8 protein-coding genes are annotated in these 21,062 nt (G+C 42.8%); all 8 read left to right on the top strand.

Annotated elements, in window-relative coordinates; genetic code table 11:
* Positions 1-8: 8 nt before the first annotated feature.
* The 8 genes from OCV63_RS01895 (at position 9) to OCV63_RS01860 (ending at position 21,055) form a co-directional block, all read left to right on the top strand.
* A complete protein-coding gene (locus OCV63_RS01895) occupies positions 9-806 on the top strand; it encodes a ParA family protein (RefSeq protein ID WP_055304410.1) in 798 nt (265 codons plus the stop codon).
* On the top strand, positions 784-1,740 hold the full coding sequence (locus tag OCV63_RS01890; RefSeq protein WP_158361748.1) for a ParB/RepB/Spo0J family partition protein: 957 nt from the start codon (positions 784-786) through the stop codon (positions 1,738-1,740). The genes OCV63_RS01895 and OCV63_RS01890 overlap by 23 nt, the downstream gene beginning before the upstream one ends.
* A gap of 5 nt (positions 1,741-1,745) precedes the next feature.
* On the top strand, positions 1,746-3,596 hold the full coding sequence (locus OCV63_RS01885) for a hypothetical protein (protein ID WP_262670593.1): 1,851 nt from the start codon (positions 1,746-1,748) through the stop codon (positions 3,594-3,596).
* Positions 3,597-3,893: 297 nt separating this feature from the next.
* Entirely contained in the window at positions 3,894-5,174 is a 1,281-nt protein-coding gene (locus OCV63_RS01880) for an SH3 domain-containing protein (RefSeq protein WP_158361746.1), read from the top strand.
* Positions 5,175-5,361: 187 nt separating this feature from the next.
* Positions 5,362-18,234 (top strand): SpaA isopeptide-forming pilin-related protein, encoded by a 12,873-nt coding sequence (locus tag OCV63_RS01875; RefSeq protein ID WP_158361745.1) that lies wholly within the window; start codon positions 5,362-5,364, stop codon positions 18,232-18,234.
* A complete protein-coding gene (locus OCV63_RS01870; protein WP_158361744.1) occupies positions 18,235-19,230 on the top strand; it encodes a hypothetical protein in 996 nt (331 codons plus the stop codon).
* Positions 19,231-19,335: 105 nt separating this feature from the next.
* Positions 19,336-19,686, top strand: a complete 351-nt coding sequence (locus OCV63_RS01865; RefSeq protein WP_158361743.1) for a hypothetical protein — start codon at positions 19,336-19,338, stop codon at positions 19,684-19,686.
* 88 nt (positions 19,687-19,774) lie between these two features.
* Positions 19,775-21,055: a hypothetical protein gene (locus tag OCV63_RS01860; RefSeq protein WP_158361741.1), complete on the top strand. Its 1,281-nt coding sequence runs from the start codon at positions 19,775-19,777 to the stop codon at positions 21,053-21,055.
* The last annotated feature ends 7 nt before the right edge of the window (positions 21,056-21,062 follow it).

Raw genomic sequence — 21,062 nt, 5'->3', positions numbered from 1 at the left:
GAACATAAATGAGTAAAGTAATTGCAGTAGCAAATCAGAAGGGCGGGGTCGCAAAAACAATGACTACATTGAGCATAGGTGTGGGACTGGCCAGAAAAGGAAAGAAGGTTCTGCTGATTGATGCCGATGCACAGGGAGATTTAACGACAGCTCTGGGTTACAAAAATGCAGATGATATGGATGTGACATTAACAACGGTTATGGAAAAGATCATCCGAGGTGATGAAATCGGGCTGGATTATGGTATACTGAAACAAAAGGAAGGAATAGATCTGCTTCCGGGAAACATAGAGCTATCAGGAATGGAGGTTTCATTGGTCAATGTAATGAGCCGGGAATTGATTTTAAGAGAATATATCAACAGCATCCGGGAGCATTACGATTATATTATTATTGATTGTCCGCCGTCTCTTGGAATGATAACCATAAATGCATTTGCAAGCGTGGATAGTGTATTGATTCCGCTGCAGGCAGCGTATCTTCCGATCAAGGGTCTGCAGCAGTTAATCAGAACAATCGGAAAAGTAAAAAGACAAATCAATCAGAAATTGGAGTTTGAAGGAATCTTGTTTACTATGGTGGATGCAAGAACCACATACGCCCAGAAAAATATGGAAAAGATAAGAGAAGCGTATGGGAACAATATTTATATGTTCAAAACGAATATCCCACAGTCGGTAAGAGCTGCAGAAACACCGGCATGTGGAATAAGTATTTACCAGCATGATCCAAAGGGTAAAGTAGCCCTGGCATATGAAAAAGTAGTTGAGGAGGTACTGGCACATGAGCAAGCCAATGGCATCTGATTTTGAGGTTACATCCTATAATGATTTATTTGGAAATGATGATGAAAAGAAACTGATAGATGGATTGAATAGGGCAAAGGAGGAGATTAAGATACTTCCTTTGTCAGAATTGCACGAGAGAGCGGATCATCCGTTTAAGGTTCGTCGGGATACACAGATGGATGAACTGGTAGGAAGCATAAAAGAAATTGGTGTTATGCAGCCAGGAATGGCAAGACCAAGAAAAGAAGGGGGATACGAGGTCTTAGCCGGATACCGAAGATGGCTTGGATGTGAAATTGCCGGATTATCAGAAATGCCGTTCATTGTAGGAAATTATGACGATGATACCGCAATTCGAATCATGATACATACGAATAAATACCGGGATTCATTTCTTCCGAGTGAAAAGGCAAGAGCTTACAAGATGGATTACGAAGCTGCAAAGCGCCAGGGAAAAAGAAATGGTGGTAAGAAAACGCTGGAGGAGATGGCAGAAGAGTTTGGAGAAAGCTGGAAGACTATTCAGCGGTTTATTTGGCTGGCCAGATTGAATGACGAACTCCTGGAAATGGTAGATGCGGAAAGAATCGGAATTTCACAGGGCGTAGCGTTGTCGTTTCTGAATGAAGAAGAGCAGAGCTATGTGCAGGAGATCGTGGAGAAAACAGGGTGCAAAATATCTAAGGATGATGCAGAAAAATTAAAGGGATACTCAAAAGAGGGAAACCTTACATATGCCCTTGCTAAAGAAGTTCTGGTGAAAAAGAAATCAGCCGTGGTAGAAAGAAAAGTCACAATTAAGGAAAAAAACATCAAAGAATATTTCCCGGAAAGCTATACGAGTCAGGAAATAGAGAAGGTATTGTATCAACTCCTGGATGAGTGGAAGAAAAAACAGAATTTTGCAGAAAACATCGGTGACACTACTCATACACAAAAGACGGAGGAATAGAGCTATTGAGTAAGAGAGGAATACCCAATGGTTTGAAAGTGGATATTAAATCGGCTAATCGTTTTTTCCAGGGACTGAAGGAAGAACCCAAGAAGCCATCGTTGACGGAAATAGAGAATCAGGAACTGGTAAGTAAAATTGTCCCGGCTATGGAAAGATATTATATCTGCAGTGTGGCAAAGTTTGTTGTTCGTCATGTGACGATTAAAGCACAGGGGATTGCTATTTATGAAAAATGGGAATCAGTGTGTAAAGCGTATTTGCAGGAATACCTTAGTGATACTGTATTCGGGATCGACAAAGGGGAACTTTACCAGGCATGTGATCTGGTAAAAATAGGAACCTTACTGTATATGCTAAGTCCGGAGGCGAAAAAAGCTGATGCATTCCAAAGGGTAAAAATAGCGGAATCGTGCAAACAGGACATATGGATGTACATAGAGAAGATAATGCCAAGCGTAACAAAAATGGCATTAGAGCCGGATAATGAGGGAAATGAATACCGTTATGCGGAAAAGGTATTGGCTCATGCACAGAGAAATTATGAAAAAGACAGTACAGCCAAATATACCGTTTTTGGAATCTCTTATATGCTGCTCTGTAAAAAAGAGGAGTTGGAAAAGCGGGATCTGATAAAAGAACTTTATGTACTGTTCTGGAGTTCTCATGAGGAATACTATCCGAGAGGACAAATTGATACTGAGAATGATAGGCTGCTCTATATTATCAAAAAGGTATACGCATTTCAATTCCGGAACGGAAGAAAACTAGAGGACCTGAAAGAGCATTACCGCGATGAAAAGCTGGATGAATTAGTAAATGAGGCACCGGACATCCCGCATAAAGGGCTTTCCGGTGATGCCGTAGCTCAACCGGTCTTCATGGAAATGGTGATGCAGCGTTTTGGACTGGATGAAGACGAGATTGTATTCAGTAAAGCTGATCGCGCAGCTATTGCAGGGTTTATGTCCAAATCAGATATCCATGTGGACAAGGTGTGTGAAGGAAAAATGATGGCCGGTAATATAAGCGAAGAATATGAATATTATTTTTCGCACAGCTCCGATGCGATTTGGAGTGCTTTTTTAGGATATGGCATGGCAAAAGCATTATCTGAGAGAAGAAAGAAGGATATTCTTTCAACACTTAACGGGAATGTTCCGGATATCAAGGTACAAAAAGAGGATAGTTTAAAGGCCAGGTTGAACGAACAGGAACAGGAACTGGCGAAATACAGGTTGGAACTGGAAGAGAAGGACCGGCAAATTCAGAATTTGAAGGTAAAGGAAGAGACCGTAAATGAGAATTATTACCGGCAGTTGAACAAGGCCACGGCATTACAGGTACGACTTGAAAACATAGAGCAGGAAATGGAATCGCTGAGTGCAGAAGCTGGGAAAAAAGAGAAAGAGGAACAGAAGCAAGCGAAAGATGGTTGCATAGATAGTCTGATCCCAGTGGAGCAGTCCGCAGAACCGGATGAGGTGGCAGCAGAAAGGCAGACAGTTGAAAATTCCGTGATAGAGGGAAATATCAGAGCCTTGACCGGAATGTTTGATATCCTGATTGTTGGAGGAAACCGGAACCTTACAAAGAAGCTGGGGGATAAATATCCAAAGCTACATATCTGGGATACGGATCAGGATATGGCAGAGAGCTTTATTGGATCCATGGACTATATTCTTTTCAAGCATGATTCCATGGGTCATAAGACTTATAATAAGACAAAGCAGGTAGCGAAAAGCAAAGGGATCCTGTACGATTACTTATTACCGGTGACTTCGATTCCGTTGGTTGAAAAAGATCTGTATGAAAAAGTCATGGGAGTATTCAGCAGCCTGGCTGAAAAATTCTAAAGTGCAGATGTGGATCAAATTTATAAAATGAGACAAAATTATTAAAATGAGATAAAATTTGTCTCATTTGTGTTGACAAAAATGTAATGATAAGATAAGTTAAAACCAACGAAGGAAATCATATCTAAGATTTCAGAGGAAACATCATATAAGCAAAGCTGCAGATTTTCTTATATGATCCAGAGGATTCGTTTTCTTATATTCAGAGGTACTGTAACTTGTGTACACGGTGTACACAAGTGAGAAAACCGCAAGAATGATGAGAAGTGACAATACAGAGAATGGGAGGAACGATTTATGAAAAGAAAAAGCGTGAGTATTTTACTTGCTGCAGTAATGGCTGCTACATTATTTACCGGGTGTGGTAAAAAGGAAGAGCCGACCCAGGAAGCAGTTGTAGAAGAGGTTACAGAGGAAGAGACAGAAGAGCCAGAGGAGCAGGAACCGGAATATGAGACTGTAGCATATTCAGTGGTGGTAGCTTCAGAAAATGAGGATGGGACCTATACAGCTTATGACGCTGATAATACTTACATCCTGACACTTGCAGAGGAGCTTCCGGAGGATCAGCGAGCCAAGGTAGCAGTTGGAGCAGCAATCAGTGTATCGACTGAGGTAGAAAAAGAAGCTGAAAGTGAGGAAGCAGAAGTGACCGATTCAGAAAGTGAGCCGGAAACCGAGAGCGAGGAAGAAACTACACCAGTACCGATTCAGGTAACTGCAGTAGCGGATATCAGTGAAGAGGAAGTAGCAGATCTTACCTATGCAACCTTTGAAAAGATCAATGGCTTTTCTGTAGAGGAAATGACGGACACTCCAATGTATGCAAATCAGACAGTAAATGTGAGAAAAGGACCGTCTGCAGATTATGAACAGCTTGGCTCACTTTCCTGGGGAGACGAGGTTACGGTTACGGGAATCGCTTCTACTGGATGGTATCAGATCCGGTATAATGATGAGACGGGGTATTGTTCCAATAACTATATCGTAAATGATAAACCAGTAAAGAAGCAGACACAGACAGCAAGTGCAGGAAGTTCAGCAAGCGCAAGTACAGGAAATTCTGGTAGCAGTGCAGCAGCATCCACAGATATGCAGGGAGCGTTGAATGCAATGATGTCCATGGGATATTCCGAGGAGCAGGCCAGAGCTATGATTGAGAGCCAGTTTGGAGCAGGTTCTTCCGCTGGAGCAACAGCAAGTGCATCTTCCGGAAGTTCTTCTGATTCAGGAGCATCGACAGCAGAGAAAACAACATCTACATGCCCGGCACTGGCCGATGCGATCAATGCGGGAAGAGCAGAGGAAGGTTTGGATGCGCTTGCGTGGGATGATTCTCTGGCAGCGATTGCAAAAGAAAGAGCAGAAGCAATTACAAGTGATTTGTCCCATAGTGGAATGAAAACATTAGAAATGCTTACAAAATCTCAAAGCAGTGATCCGCAGACTTGGTACAATAATTTTTATAATTCGAGTACACACCGTATAGAAATGATGGGAAAGACAGAGACAAAAATTGGAGCTGCGTATTGTTATTATAACGGTAGCTATTATGTGATAGTAACATTAGGAAGATAATTAAAATCATAAATAGAGAGAAAAGAGCAACTGTACATAAGTATGGTTGCTTTTTTGTTTGGAATAATGACAGAGTTGGAATAAAATTTCCGTTGCTTGCATTTGGATAAATTTAATGTAATAATGGCGTAGTACAGACCTTATCTTACTCATAAGGGTAAAAATAAAGAAAGGAGAAAGTGTGAGTATGAGGAAGTATGGGAAACGCTGTCTCTGCTTTTTACTGGCGCTGGCAATGGTTTTGTCCAATGTATCGGTTGGCTCTGTTGCATATGCGTCGGAATTAGAGACTGTGGATTCTGCAAGAGAATCTGAGAAAGATTCAAATTCTTCCGATGTACCCGAAGAAGAAACGGAAGCTGATGCTGAGAAATCAGAAAATGAAGATGATGATAAGTCTGATGAATCACCAGCGGACGAAAAGGATGGGGAATCATCTGAAAACACGGCAGAAGATACCAGCGAAGATAAAAATGCTGGTGATGTTGTGGAGGATGAAAAGGAAGAAGAGAGTGTTCCTGACGAAGCGGAGCTGACAGAAGTTCCAGAAGAAGCAAAAGAACAGGAAGAACTTTCGGACGCATATGAAAATTATGTGTACGGCGATCCGTCATATAGTGGAAACTATGTGATTGGAACAGATGCTGATGGAAACGATATCTATGAAATGTATTCAGAAGATATTGCAGAAATCATATCTATGGCAGAAGAAGGAATGGTTCTGGAGCGGTTCTTCAGTGGAACCATTTTTGCAGGTTTTGATCTGGATGATTTGCGACAGATGCAGGAAGATGGTTTGTCTTTTGACTATATTGCAAATATGTACCTGAACGACAGGGAATTACCTGATTGGGTATATGATGCGTTAGCAAAAGCACCTATGACACTGGACGATCAAATTTCGTTATATGCTAATGGTTCAGGACCGTCATCCTTAACATCCATGGGTTGCAGAGATATGACATCATATGCGATTGGCGTGTTACCATCGCTGGGAAGTAATCTGAGCCATGGTACGGTGAAGCGGTTGCTGGCCAAGGGTGATGACGGAGTTACATACAGTGCATTTTGTGCAAAATATGGCGGATCATATCGTTCGGGCTGGCAATATCATCAGGTAGATTATTCGGATTGTATTGCACCAAACGGAAGTCACTTATCAGCAAATCAGTATAAGCTGATTCAGTCTTTTGTAAATACTTATCTGAAGACAACAAAACAGAGCAATGCTGACTATGCAGCTATTCAGACTGTAATATGGTACGTGATCAATCACGACGCATCTTCTTTCTGGGCGCAGCAGGCATGGGGAGAAGGCGGCTTGAGTCAGGTTGCACCGATCATGTGGCCTGCAGATCCGAGTTACATTTTAGGAGCAGTGATCTCCTGTGCTTATGCATGGGATCGGGTATCAGAAGGTGGATGGACACTGGATAATTATGGAAATGTAGATTATTATCCAGGTCAGCACGCAGAAATTCAGTTTTGGGCGGCATCCAATGACAATGCACAGTGGATTATTACTTGGGACATTGGTGAAGGAGATACTACGTTTGAAGCAGTAGAAATTCCAATGATGGATAATTTCTACTTAGAGAAAAAGGCAACTACAAAATATAATGTAGATATTACCAAAGAGAGTGTCATCACTAATGAACTTCTGGAGGGAATTGATTTCCGGGTAGATGAGAGCGAAGCAAGTGGTTTTGATCTCACATATGACATTTACACCGGAACACTGGCAGAATATGGAAATGATTATCCGAATGCAACTACAAGCACTTTTGGACAATCAACAACTGTAAGTGATCCAGTTCCATATATGGATGCGGACGTGGAACCTTCGGGCGGTCAGCATACGACGGTAATTACAACCGATCAAAATGGACATGCATCCACTACATTTATTCACAAACATACGTTTAGGGAGTTTTATTCCACTTGTTATGATGGATTTCAGAATGAAATTGATTATGAAATGTATCAGGCTATATGGGGGAAAACACTTGCTGAAGTAAATGCATTAGCCGATGGAGAAACAATTTCTGTAGCATACATGGGAGCAACGGTGGAAATGACCGCTGATGAAATCAAAGCCATTTATGATGCCCAGCAGGTTGTATACACCCAGACACAGGAAGAGGCACAGAGTACCATTGATTATGAGTATGATAATTATGTGGCTCGTACCTACACCTATACAGTTACGGAGTTAGACAAGTATGGAAGACCGGCAGCCACGGATTCTAATGGAAAGACGCTGGATGCGATCAATCTTCCGAAAGAAGGATATCGTAAAGATGTCAAAGATGTGACTACCATTGAACCCTACACAGAAGTAGTAAAAAATGGTGGCACTATGATAGCAGGCGGTAAAAATGATGTAGATCCGAATACCAATGAGAGAAACATCACGAATGAGCCATGGTACAATCAGATTTTTATTAACAAAACTGACTTGGAAACAAACAGTCAGATTTTGTATGATACAGAATTTGAGATCTATGAATACTATCAATGGAAAGCGACAGCCAAAGCCCAGGAGCAGAGTATTTATCCGGCAATGATTCTGAATCAGATGATTACGGAAAATGGTTCCACACTGAAGCTGGAGCATATTGCAGGAGCAAAGCTGACAATCACAGATGAGGATGGTACACATGAGTATCTTTCCCAGGATCTTGATACAGATAAGCTGAAAGCTGCAGTAGATAATCCGAGTGATTATGTAATCGGCTTTACGCCGACTTCTGCAGGAGCCTATAAAGTACATCTTTATCTGACACTGGATTCAGCAGCGGATCTGGGTAGTACATCCCAGGTAACATATAATGAGACAGAGCTTCATGATCTTGGAACCTGCACCTGTGCTGGAGAATGCACAGACGATTGTCCGGTATGCCAGAAGAGTAAAGACTTCTGCAAATTAACTACTGAAAAAGAGTATACAGCAAAAGCGCTGTATGCACAGACAGAGCATCGGATCAATCTGACCGGTTCCAGTGTAGATAATAGTGCAAGTGCAGTAACGTATACGACGGAAGATGGCGGTACGATTGTATTGTCCATATCCGGCGAAAATATGGTTTATACCTATACGGATGCATCCGGAGCAGAGAAGACCTTTGTGAAAGGTGATCCGAACTATGCAAGTGTGTACTCCAGCAATACAGAGCTGTATTTCTCCTACTATGAGGTAGAAGATACGGGAATTGTTCTGTTTACCGAGGACGGCACCTCATATAAGGGACTGGATGATAGCCGGTATTATGTGAGCGCTACCGATAATGGTGATGGAACCATGACTCTGTACTACTATATCGGAAAAATCCTTGCAGATGGCACATATGAGTATGTGACAGATTTCTCCGTATCTGCAAATCAGATTACGTTTGCAGAAAGAGATACCAATGTTGGCACTGACATCAATGATTATACAACTTGGGGCCAGGATAATTATGAGATCGTAAGGGTAACACCGGAGATCGCTAAGAAAATGGGATGGTCTGATACCACAATCGGTATGTATACCGTACATCGTCTGGGAGCAACCGATCAGTATGCCGGAACAACCTTTACGGATACGGATGATAAAGCGACCGGAGAGAAGTTTGGTTATTATGAGTATGGCACGATTTATTACACACAGGCCAACTTAGGACATTATTGTATCGTGGAAAAGACAGCACCTGCAGATGGTGAAAAAACGGGATACCTTGGAAACTACGAGGATCGTGATTACACAAAACTGACAGATGAGTCATCCAAGAAAAATAATGATGGAGCGCCGTATGACACTCCGGATCAGAAGAGTACCGTAAAAATGGTACATTATCTGCATATGTGTGAGGATACAAACCAGTATGCCACTTATATGCTGACAGATGGATACAAAGATTATGACAGCGTGTATTATACCAATTATGTAGAATATCTGGATGATCCCGGACATACAGCAACGGAAGATGGATATGATGCTCATTATTATGATCAGTCAAGTCTTCTTCCGAGTATAGGATTAGAGCGATTTACCTTGAATGATCCGAAGCAAGATACATTGAATCAGGATTGGGATCGCCTTATGAATCAGTACCTGCAGGAAAAAAGCGGTATTTTGGTAAATCGCGATTCTGAGAAGACAGATACCTATTTTGCACTGCGGGAAGCACGAAATCTGATCACGAATTTTGTTGGAACGACAATCAACGTAGACAGCTATAATGACAACGATTCGGCAGAATCAGAGATTACCTATAACGGTACTTATACAGATACACAGATTAACTATCACAGTTATGCAGGTGATAATGCGGAATTCCTGAATAACAGAGCCGGATTCAACAGCACAGAATATTTGCAGGTTGGAAATGTGATATATGATGATGCAGCTCAAGAGAAGCAGGCCAGGTTCACCAATACAGAGGCAGATGTTAATAAAGAACAGGGATATGCATTTATTGACGAACGTACATACGGATTTATTCGCTTTACAAAATATGATGCAGACGCTGAAAGATATGTAAGCGGTACTCTGGATGATCAGTATGAGGCGGGAACAGATCACGGTGATGCAGATCTGGATGGAGCAATCTATTCTCTCTATGTGGCAGAGAACAATACGTTCGATGTGGACTATTACGAGGGAACTCTGGATGGGAAACTTATCTGGGCGCAGCCGCTGAAAGCGGGTGGATACCGGGTGATCTTTGATGCAGATGATGATGCATCCAACGGTTTCACAGATGAGGGAACCAATACTTATACGGATTACCCACATGCTTATCTGAGTGAGAATAAACTGTACCTGGATTATACGGATGCCGCAACAGCAAGTGTGGAAGTAAGTAAAAATACGAGACAGTACAGTGGAATTCAGCATCCGGACGGAATGTACGGTGGCGAAAAGCATAACGGATGGTATGCGGTTCTGGAGGAACAGCAGGTATTCGTGGATGCGGATGAAGACGGATATGGGGACACCTGGACAGTACAGGATGTAACCTTGCAGGCAGGAGCTAAGGTAGCAAGTGCTACGATCAAAGATGGAGAATTCCAGATTGATGGCCTTTATCTTGGCAATTACTATCTGGCAGAAGAGATCCGTGATTCTATCGTAGTATTCTCCACCGATAATGACGATGACGAGGCATCAGAGATTAAGTGGCTTTCTTTTGCTCCTGGATATCTGGCAGCAACGGATTCTGATGGAAACCCAATCAAATATCATTACACGTTCCCGTATGAGGGAGAAATGGTAGAGGGCGTACAGTATGATCCGGAGCAGGTATATGTGCAGAAGGAAACAAGCGGAGTATCTGAACAGCAGGTCGTAAAAGGTGCAGGTTTCCAGATTGACAAGGAGACTACAGCAGATGAAAGCGCATCCTCCGGAAATACACAGTATAAGAAACTGGAGGGAGCAGGTTTTACCGTATATCTGATTTCAGAGCTGAGTAAAATTGTAGACGGAACGATCCAGCCGGCATTCAACATTGACGAAGGTAATATGCTGGTGAAGAACAATGATCTGGTTGCGCTGTTTGATGAGACGGATAATCTGATGGGATATAAATTCACCGAGGATTATATCCTGGCCCATCATCCATTTGAAGAGAAATATGGTGGAACTGACTATGATCTGGATCAGGTAAACCAGTTGGTTTATGTGGCTGGAAGAGGATATTACTATGTAGTGGATATTTTGGCTGCATATAAGGATCCGTACTATTCCAATGAGACCTTAAAATGGGATTTCACAAATGAGGCAAATGCCATTGCCCGTATGTATGAGAAGAATGCGACGAAGGTGGAAGAAATCAACAAGGGATATGATTACACCACAAATCATCTCAATTCCGGAAGCCCGTGTGAATGGTATGGATTAAATGGCATTAGTGACGGTTGGGTGGCAACTGGAGTGAAAAATGAGTACCGCCTGTCAGAACTGTTCTCAAACCACTATGGACATATTAAATCCCCGGAACTTCCGTGGGGAGCTTATCTTATTGTAGAGACAACAACTCCGCAGGATGTATTCACAGTAGATCCATTTGTTGTTACAGTAACGGATTCTTCTGCAACGGAAAACAGAACCAAATATGTTACAGAGACAGATACCACGATTGTTACCTCACTTGTGATGGTAAAACGGGATGCTCAAAGTGGACAGGATGTTATCCAGAAGGGTGTGAGCTATCGAATCTGGAACTATCAGAAGAATAATTATCTGAAAGAATATCTGCTTGGACCGAATGGAAATTTATCTACAATACAGAGAGATATTTTTACCACAGATGAGGAAGGACGTATTGACGCGGTTGCTTCACTGGAGAAAGGCTATTATCGTCTGGAAGAGTTGAGCGGACCGGAAGGATTCTACAATACTTATTGGGATCAGGGTAATCCTACAGATGGTGAGCAGCTTGGCGGCGTCGGCACAGATGCAGAGCGGCTGACAAAAGACAATATGTTCACACCGTATTACGGTACGGTTGATTTTGAGGTAACTACCGAAAGAAGATACAAGGCTTCCGGTATCACCAGTAATGGCAACTTGGATTATATCTATATCGGAGAGACCTATTACAACAAAGAGACTTTAGGAAAACTGAATATCCTGAAAACAGGAGAAGTTTTAGTTGGCTATAGTAACACGGACGACATTGAGTATGCAGATGAGTATACAGATGCGGCCGATGCAGCATATAACAACCTGAAGGCCAGTGCAAAGGATCGCGCGGTATTTAATCAGATGAAGGATCACTATGATCTGGGTACAGATGAGGTAGAATACCGGACCGTGGAAGAACAGCTGAAAGTAGATAATATACAGAAAGTGGATTATCTTGCAGTAGATGGAAACGGTGTTCGACTGGCAGCAGTATACAAGACTGCAGATGGAGATATGCTGACCATGAATGGAGGAAAGGTCTATAACACCGGCGTATATCAGACTGTCGATGGTAAGAAGACCTATTATCCGGGAGTGGAAGAAATTGTAACAGTTCCGAACCAGTATATTTATACCGACGCTGCAGGCAATCAGAAGATTATTACAGCAGATGACAGTACCGGCTCCGTCGTATATAAGGATGAAACCGGAGCAGTTGTCACGGATGCAGCAGTGATTGCCGCATTAAAGGCATATGCAAAGATTGTAACGCTGGATGGAACAGAAATTGTAGGTACAGCGGACAGCTTTACGCAGATTACAGACAGCTCTAAGATTCTGATGATCGTATATGACCTGTCTACCGACATTTACGAAAATGCATGGCTGCGTGATGTAACAGATACCTATATTTATACCGTATCCGGAACCAATATCATGAATACCTCATATGTGGTAACAGAAGAAAATGGAGTGTTGACCACAAATGACTATGGCGTATTGAAGGATAATGGAAATGGCACATATACCTTGACCTATACGGAAGCTATTTATGATCCGGATATCAATTACAACTATAAATTAAGCCTTGCGGATGGAACTATCCTGAAAGTGAAGCTCGTAACGTATGGCTTATATATCACAGATGACGGAAAAGTAGTAAAACTTCTTCCGGCAGGCGGTTACAGTGTAACTGATACAGACGGAACGGAAAAAGATTATCCGGATGCTGCAGTTTCCTTGGATGAGGAAAGCACAGGGGAAACCTATGATTTTGTTTACGAGGAAAGACCGCTGGCAAATGCCAAATATCAGATAACGGCAGCAGAGGATATCTACACACAGGATGGCAACGGTGGAACCTGGTTCAAAAAGGGAGATATTGTTGCAACCGTAGAAACAGGTGAAGATGGCGAGATCGTGTCTTATGTGCCAAATTACAAAACAGCAGAAAAGGCAGGATCAGGTTCTTACGACTATACATATTATTACGGAAATACAGATGGAACCAAGACATCTCTTACCGGTAAAAAGTATTATGATGCAGATGAATATGCGACAACCGGATCTATTAAGAACTACTGGGTAGATGGAGAAGGAGGAATGAGCCAGAAAGACAAAGATTTATATGGAGTCCCGGCTTATACAGACAAGAATATCTATCCGAATACTTTTTACAGAGAGCGTACACTTAATATCATGCGAAGACTGCGCCGTAGTACAAACTCTCAAAATCTGATTGCTACAGACTATGTGACGAGACTGGAAAATGAGGGAAATATTACTACAGACAGCGCCGGAGTGCTTACCAAAACAGACACAGGCTATCGTTTAACCTATGAATCAACAGATGAATATCCGGGTGCTACGCTGAAAGAAAACGGGGATTATTATCTCCTGACACTGCAGGACGGAAATACGATTGAAGTAAAAGAAAGTCAGACATTGTATCGGATCACGGAGAGCAATGTAGCACCGTGGGCGGAAGGAGATATTGTCGAGAAAACTGCAAAGGGCTATCAGATTACCCATACAGATACTGCAGAGGCAGGAGTAGATAAGGGAGCTGGTGTAGACGGAGCAGCAGACCTGGGATATACCCATGTGGCAGTATATGATAACGCATCTATTCGGGACAATGGAAATGGATCATGGACATTGATTGACAAAACCGGTACAGAAATTGTAACCATGCAGGATCATGTCCTTGTAACAGAGATGGGTGGATATGTTTATAAAACTGCAAATGGATATCAGGTAACGGATGTCCGTAGCGAGGATATGACAGCGAGCAGCTATATACAGCCTGTGAAACTGGTACCGCGTTGTGCAGATCTGGTAATTAAGTCAGAAACATATCATCTGATCTGGGATAAGCTGAAGCAGAAATTCCGTACCGCTGCCGGAACGGAAATTACGCTTGCTGATGATTATAGTACGTTGACGGTAAAAACTGGAGATACAGAGACTACATACCAGGCATTCGACTTATTCATCGAATATGATCTCAATTATGCTTCACAGGAAAGCATTGTAAAGGTTGAGAAGGACGGAACACTTGGTACCGTATCTGTATATCTGCCGCTCGGAAAATACAACGTACAAGAGATTGCTACACCGTATGGATTTTTAATCAATAATCAGGTTCAGACGGTAGATTTCAAGTATGCAGATCAGATCAAAGAGGTAGTATTTAATACAAACGAGGAAAGTTCGAAATGGACAGATGACACGATGAAGATATGGGCCAGCAAAGGACTGAATTGGTTCCTGGGAGGAGTCAATACGGTTGCAGAGAAGCTGTATGATATCTCCGGCGTAAACTTCTGGACATGGGGAACCTACGGTGATGCAGAAAAACCGTATTACCAGGATAAGAATGGTTTCCTTTCCTCCTACGATTTGAGAGTAAAAGCATGGAGTCAGGAGGATGTACCTGAAACACCAAAAGATGATAAAGTAACGATCAGTAAAAAAGATCTGGTCACTGGTAAGGAACTTCCTGGGGCAAAACTGGAGATTACGGATGCCAAGGGAGATGTGGTCGAAAGCTGGACATCTACGGATACGCCACATGAAGTAACACTTCCGGATGGAATTTATACCTTAACGGAAACTACAGCTCCAAACGGATACGAGAGAACAGAAAGTATTAACTTTGTTGTAGAAAACGGATCCGTGAAGAGTGGTACGGTGACAATGTTTGATGCACCGGAAACAGAAGACGGCATTTATATCAGTAAAAAGGATATCACCAATAAGGAGGAGTTACCTGGAGCAGAGCTGGAAATCAGAACTGCAGACGGTAATGAGGTGGAAAGCTGGACATCTACGGATACACCGCATAAGACGACCCTCCCGGATGGAGATTATAAGCTGATCGAAAAGACGGCTCCGGATGGTTATGAGAAAGCGGAAGAGATCTCATTTACCGTGAAGGATGGAAAAGTCGATGGTGGCTATGTGCTGATGTATGATTCTGATGGTAAGATACCGGATACACCAGGAGGAGACAGACGGCCTGAATCAGAAGAAAATCAGTGGAAACTCGGAGTTGGTATTTATAAGGCTGATAAAGATACAGCTGCTTCCCTGGGTGGAGCAAAATTTGGCTTATATACCAAGAATGACATTTACAATGTAGATGGCAAGCTGCTTATTCAGGCAGGAACAAAACTGGCCGTTGCTACGACGGATGAATCCGGACATGCGAATTTTGCAGTTGACATTGCCTTAATGAGCAAATATCTGGATCCGGCAGCAAAAGATTCCGATCTGATTTATCAGAAAACGGTATCTTACGAATATGATTCGCTGACCGCCGGACCAAAAGAAGGAACTTTCTGGCTGGCAGCCCCATCTTGTGACACCATTCTCGTTACGAAAGACGGAGATGCTTACAAGACTGCAGATGGCAGAACACTTACGATTGACACAACCAAGAAGACAGTAAGTTATCTGGTTGAAGAGAGTATTGATGGAAATACATCTATTAACACAGGAGATTACTATATTCAGGAGATTACGCCTCCGGATGGCTACTTAATTGATGACACAATTTATCCGGTAGAGTTTAAATATGACGGCGAATATAACATGTATATTCCTGTGTACGCAAAACACGCAAATGAGCAGACAGAGGTTGGAATTACAAAGTATGATCTGACTGGTTCAGAGGAGATTCCGGGTGCGGAGATTGCTTGCTACAAAGTCAAAGATGTGAATGATGTCGATGAAAACGGATTGATCAGTCATGAAGATGACAATTTGATTGAAATTGACAGATGGACTTCCACAGATGCGGAACATACTGTTAAGGGCTTACTTCTTTCTAATGGAGAGTGGCCGAGGCTCAACAATCAGGAAGTACGGGAAAACATCTATGTATTCCGGGAACTGGTACCTGCAGATGGCTATGTATCAGCAAAGGACATCGAATTTAAGCTGTATCAGCTGAAAGATGCGGATGGTCACTGGATGGATGCAGATGGCAATTTGTATGGATACGAAGTAATTGTGAACCATGTAACTGCAGATCAGGATTATGAATCTGGTTTGATCCTTGCTCCAAATGAAAATGCGGACGATTGGATTCTGACCGGCCAGACAGAGAATTCCTGGGATTATACAGAAGTTCTGGATGGAGAGGTCATCGCAAAATGGCTTCTGGTAAACAAAAACCTGATCCTTTTCGTAAATAAAGATGCAACAAAAGAGACCTTGGCGAAGGTCCTTAGAGAATCTGATTTTGCGGATAAAGAATTTGAAAAGGTATACTTTGAATTTGCTGGCAATAGAATCGAGGATATTGATTTCTATAAAGATTTACAGGTAACAACAAGGCCGGCTGATTCTAAGATCACCTATACGCAGACATGGGGAACGCTCGATGATCTGCATCTGGTAATGTATGATGATACAACGAAGGTAAAATTCTCTAAACAGGATATTGTGACTGGAGAGGAGATTGCTGGAGCGCATCTGCAGATCGTAGATGAAAAGACCGGTGCGGTAGTCGAAGAGTGGACCACAGGTGATGATGGATATGATGCAGATGGAAATCCGATTGCTCATTACATCGAAAAGAAGCTGAAGGTGAAATATCCTTATATTCTGAAAGAGACACTTGCTCCGACAGATAACGGATATGTGAAATCCAATAGTATTAGATTCCAGATTGATGACAGCGGAGAAATCCAGCATATCATCATGGAGGATGACTTTACAAAACTGGAAATTTCTAAGGCTGATATTACAACTGGAGAGGAGATCGCCGGAGCGCAGATGGAGATCTGGACTGCAGATGCAGACGGAAATCCAATTACCAAGTATGCAGAATGGACCACAGGCCAGGATGGATACGATGCAAATGGCAATCCAAATCGTCATTATGTAGATTATATGCCGACAGGAAATTATGTGTTGGTAGAGAAAACAGCTCCAAGCGGATATCTGGTTGCAGAAAATGTACCGTTTACGATTACAGAAACGGGGCTGCTGCAGAAGGTACAGATGCTGGATGCTACTACGATGCTGAAGATTTACAAGTATCGGACCGGCACGACAGAGTTTGTAAGTGGCGCAACCATTAACGTATATGAGGTTCCGGAGCAGTACATTTCTTATCTGACACAGCCGATTAAGGTAGAAACGGATGCGAAAATCGTAGATCCGGATGAAACGCCTGATTTCCCGACCAATGATGAAATTGTTGGCTCAACAGAATTAGGCGATTACCTGACAGGAGTTAAAGCTGCACAGACAGAACACAGAGAGACTTATAAGACGCAGCTCACACTGCAGTATTCATTACTGAAAGCAGATCTGGTTAATGCAAATTATAAGATGACACAGCTGCTTCCTGATGATGTGGAACTGAATCAGGATGATTTGGGAACTGCATTTGAAGCAAAAGACGGCGATGAGACAGCATTTACTTATAAGTTTAGCAAGACAGATGCCGGCTATGCTGTGACAGTAGAATTTGCAGAGGCTTATGTAAATGCGGCAGGCCATGATAATTTCAACTTCCTGGTAACGATGGAAGCCAATATTAAAGACAGCGCATTACGCCAGAGTGGAAGACTTGAGGTGAAATTCACCGATAAAGTAAAACTCGTGATTGCGAAGGATGAGATTGTTGAAATTGACAGTAGCGTGGATACACCTGCTGTAACGATCCGACTCACAGATGAGGATTTGAGAGCGACAATCGTATCCCAGAACAAAGCGGTGTCCGTATCTGGCCTGAAGCCAGGATGGTATATCGCAATGGAAGCAAAAGCTCCGAAGGGATATATTTTGGATACGACTCCGCAGATCTTCCGCTTGTTGAATGCGACGGGAGAACAGACCCTGTACTTCTACAATCAGCCGGAGAAAAAGAATTCCCATCATGGAGGTTCAGGAAGCCATGGCTCGGATGATACGCCGACTCCAGTTACACCGACTCCGGAAATCGGGAAACTGACACTTAGCATTAACAATGGCTGGTGGTGGAACAATGTAGTGACAGAAGACGATGGTACTGCAGGTTACTCTATCAAGGTGGAAGTTGCATCTGAAAACCCGATGAAGAGATTCCCATTTGTGGCAGTTGGAGCTATAGCGGTTCTGGCAGCGGCAGGCGGTTTCCTGATCGTTAGAAAAAAACGTGAGGAGGAAGCATAGGTGAGAAAGAAATATCTTTCTTTGCTCCTTATCTCGGCGGTACTGGCTGCATCCTTAACGGGATGCGGCCAAAAGGCTGCTGAATCAGATCCTGGAGCAGAAGAAGCAACCGTAGATGAGTCTGAAGCTCAAGCAGCAGAGATTGAGCAGGAATTTGAGTTTTATTCAGATAAGGAAGACGAAATGTACTATAATCTTCCGGATGTTGTAGAGCAGGATGGAAAATCCTATGAGCTTACGACAGACATCTCATTAGAGACACTGGGAACCAGAAAGGTAGTACAAAAAGTCGTAGAGTCTGATGTAGAAGATCTGGCGGAACTTCCGGAAACAATGGAATATAAAACAGATAGCGGAAATACATACACACTGACCAATGAACAGGTCTATGTGAAAGAAAAAGATGCGACAATCAGTATACCGGTGACAGACACAGTTGTATATGAGGATCAGTATGGAAGACCCAGTATCCCAGGAACAAAGACTATCACATATTTTAATAAAGTGACCGGTCAGGATGAAGAGATCCAGGGAACATTGCAGGAATTTTATGAGTCCACACCGGGGCATTGGGAAAATAGTCTTCATGTAGATGGCGTATTTCAGGCACCTTCTACCAATGTGTCAGAGTTCACACTGGCAGGAACGGACAATGTGACGGTACCGCAAAGTGCGGCAACGCCGGAATGGGCTACTTATCAGACGGATGTATTAAAATCTTTGGGATTATCGTCCAAATATTTTCGGATCAATGCTGCAGCATGGAATGGAGATGCCTACACACAGGACGGCTATATTATGCGAAATGCAGTATTTGAAGGAGATGCTTATGTTTCCGCGTATACGGCAGTGTATCAGGGAAATGGAGCATCCATAGGTTATAAGACAAAGGTATTTTATCGGGCAGATGCCGAAGCGGTTGACGCGCCAGATGAGGATACCACAACCGTATTTAAGATTAAAGCAGTGGTACGGTATAAATTGATGGAAAGTTAATGTTTGAGCCGGGGAGGGAAATCCCTCTCCGGTAAACAAAATCATGAATAAGAAAATTAGCAGTGAGTGCTTAAAATAGAGTGTTTACACATATGAGGTAGGTAAGTGGAGCGAATAAATTATGTAAGAAAATTGGGTGATCATGAATTGCAGCAGCTGACACAAATCTTTTACTGTTCAGCAAATGTGATTTGCGTGGATATAAGAAAAGAGAGCAGCTATGGAAGAATAGAAGGGCTAATAACGGATGTTCTACTGGAAAATCCGGAGGACTTTACGCTTCGCACAGACACTATGTATATGACAGATTATGAGATTGACAGCATGTTCGAGCCACAAAACAAACAGGAACATGATAGACGGATCCGGCTATATCAGGAAAAAATGCAGGAGATATTCGGAGAAAAATATAAAAAAGATTTAGAAATTGAGAAACGGAGGAAAAGCGATGAATAATCCATTGGAAGGAACAAAGGTTATAGGTTTTGTTGTTATAAATTGGGACTCCAAACAAATTGCCTGTGACTTATATGAGGGAAACCGAGTGATTTTACCGAGTGGAAAACTTGGCCAGGCAACACCGGAGACCTATGAAAAGCTATTGGCACTATATGAGCAGGGTGTCCAGGATGGGGCGCCGCTTAGAACAGCGTATGCTTATAATGTGGAACATGGATTGAATGTGCCGGAGTATACAGCAGATCCGGAGGCAGCAGAAAAGGGAGAAAAAATTAGAGCTGCAGAGGAAGCAGAAGCAAGAGTACGTGCAGAAGAGGAAGCAGCTGCAGCTGAGGCCAAACGGTTACAGGAAGAAGAGGAACAACGCAAACGTGCGGAAGCGGAGCAGAGGGAGAAAGAGGAGCAGGCGAAAAAAGAGCGTGAAGAGCTGGAACAGGAGCTGGCGGCCAGAGAAGAGCAAAAGCGTCGGCTGGAAGAGGAAGCCAAAGCTCAAGAAGCTGAGAAAAAACGTCTGAAAGAGGAGGCAGCGCAGAAGAAAAAAGAAGAGGCAGAGGCTAAAAAACGGGAAGCTGCAGAGAAAAAGGAAGCAGCGAAGAGAGCAGCTGCAGAAGAACGCCTGCGAAAAAAAGAGGAAAAGGCCAAGCGAAAAGAGGAACGTGCAGCGGAAACTCCGGAGGAACGGAAGAAGGGAGTAATTCTGATTGCGGGGCTTATGATATTGATGGTTGCAATCTATGTGGGATTGACGGTGTGGCCAAAGCTGCAGAAAAGCCAGGGAGAAAATCAGCCTACAGTTGAGAACGAGGCTGCAACGGATAGTAAGAACGAATATATTGTCATTGCCCTGGCAAAAGATGTTGCCATGTCTCAAATGATCCAGGAGACGGATATTAAGGGAGTTATTGTATCCGCGGAGCAGTATGAAAAATACAATTCGGAGACATTCATCAATTCTTCTGGTGATGTACAGTATATGGCATTACTTTTATGGGACGATAAAGACAGTGTAATTGGACAATATGCAGCAACGGACCTGAAAGCGGATTCGCTGTTATATGACACGAACGTATCTACACAGCATGTGGTAGCAGATAAGACTTATGTAGAAGCAACAGTAAATGGAGAAGATGGCACATATGAGGTGGAAGGAGATGTACTGCCAGGCAATACAGATATTAAGATTGTTGCAGTAATCACTACGGATGGAGGGGAGCCGGTTCAGATATTGCTTTCACAGATGAAACTTCAGGATAGATCACTGGAAAGCATATTCAATAGTGCCGGTCAAGATATTCTGGAGCAGCTTTCAGAAAAAGCAAATGGCACAAATGAGGACGATACACAATCACAAGAGAGTGAAGAGTAATGGAGGG

Source organism: Laedolimicola ammoniilytica, assembly GCF_025567165.1.
Lineage (GTDB): Bacteria > Bacillota > Clostridia > Lachnospirales > Lachnospiraceae > Laedolimicola > Laedolimicola ammoniilytica.
Note: the sequence above shows the minus strand (reverse complement) of the source record. Positions and strands in the feature narration are given on the sequence as shown.

Bases quoted from the DNA above. Each gene is read 5' to 3' on its own strand.
- OCV63_RS01895 (WP_055304410.1), top strand. From the start codon at position 9: ATGAGTAAAGTAATTGCAGTAGCAAATCAGAAGGGCGGGGTCGCAAAA.
- OCV63_RS01890 (WP_158361748.1), top strand. From the start codon at position 784: ATGAGCAAGCCAATGGCATCTGATTTTGAGGTTACATCCTATAATGAT.
- OCV63_RS01880 (WP_158361746.1), top strand. From the start codon at position 3,894: ATGAAAAGAAAAAGCGTGAGTATTTTACTTGCTGCAGTAATGGCTGCT.
- OCV63_RS01875 (WP_158361745.1), top strand. From the start codon at position 5,362: ATGAGGAAGTATGGGAAACGCTGTCTCTGCTTTTTACTGGCGCTGGCA.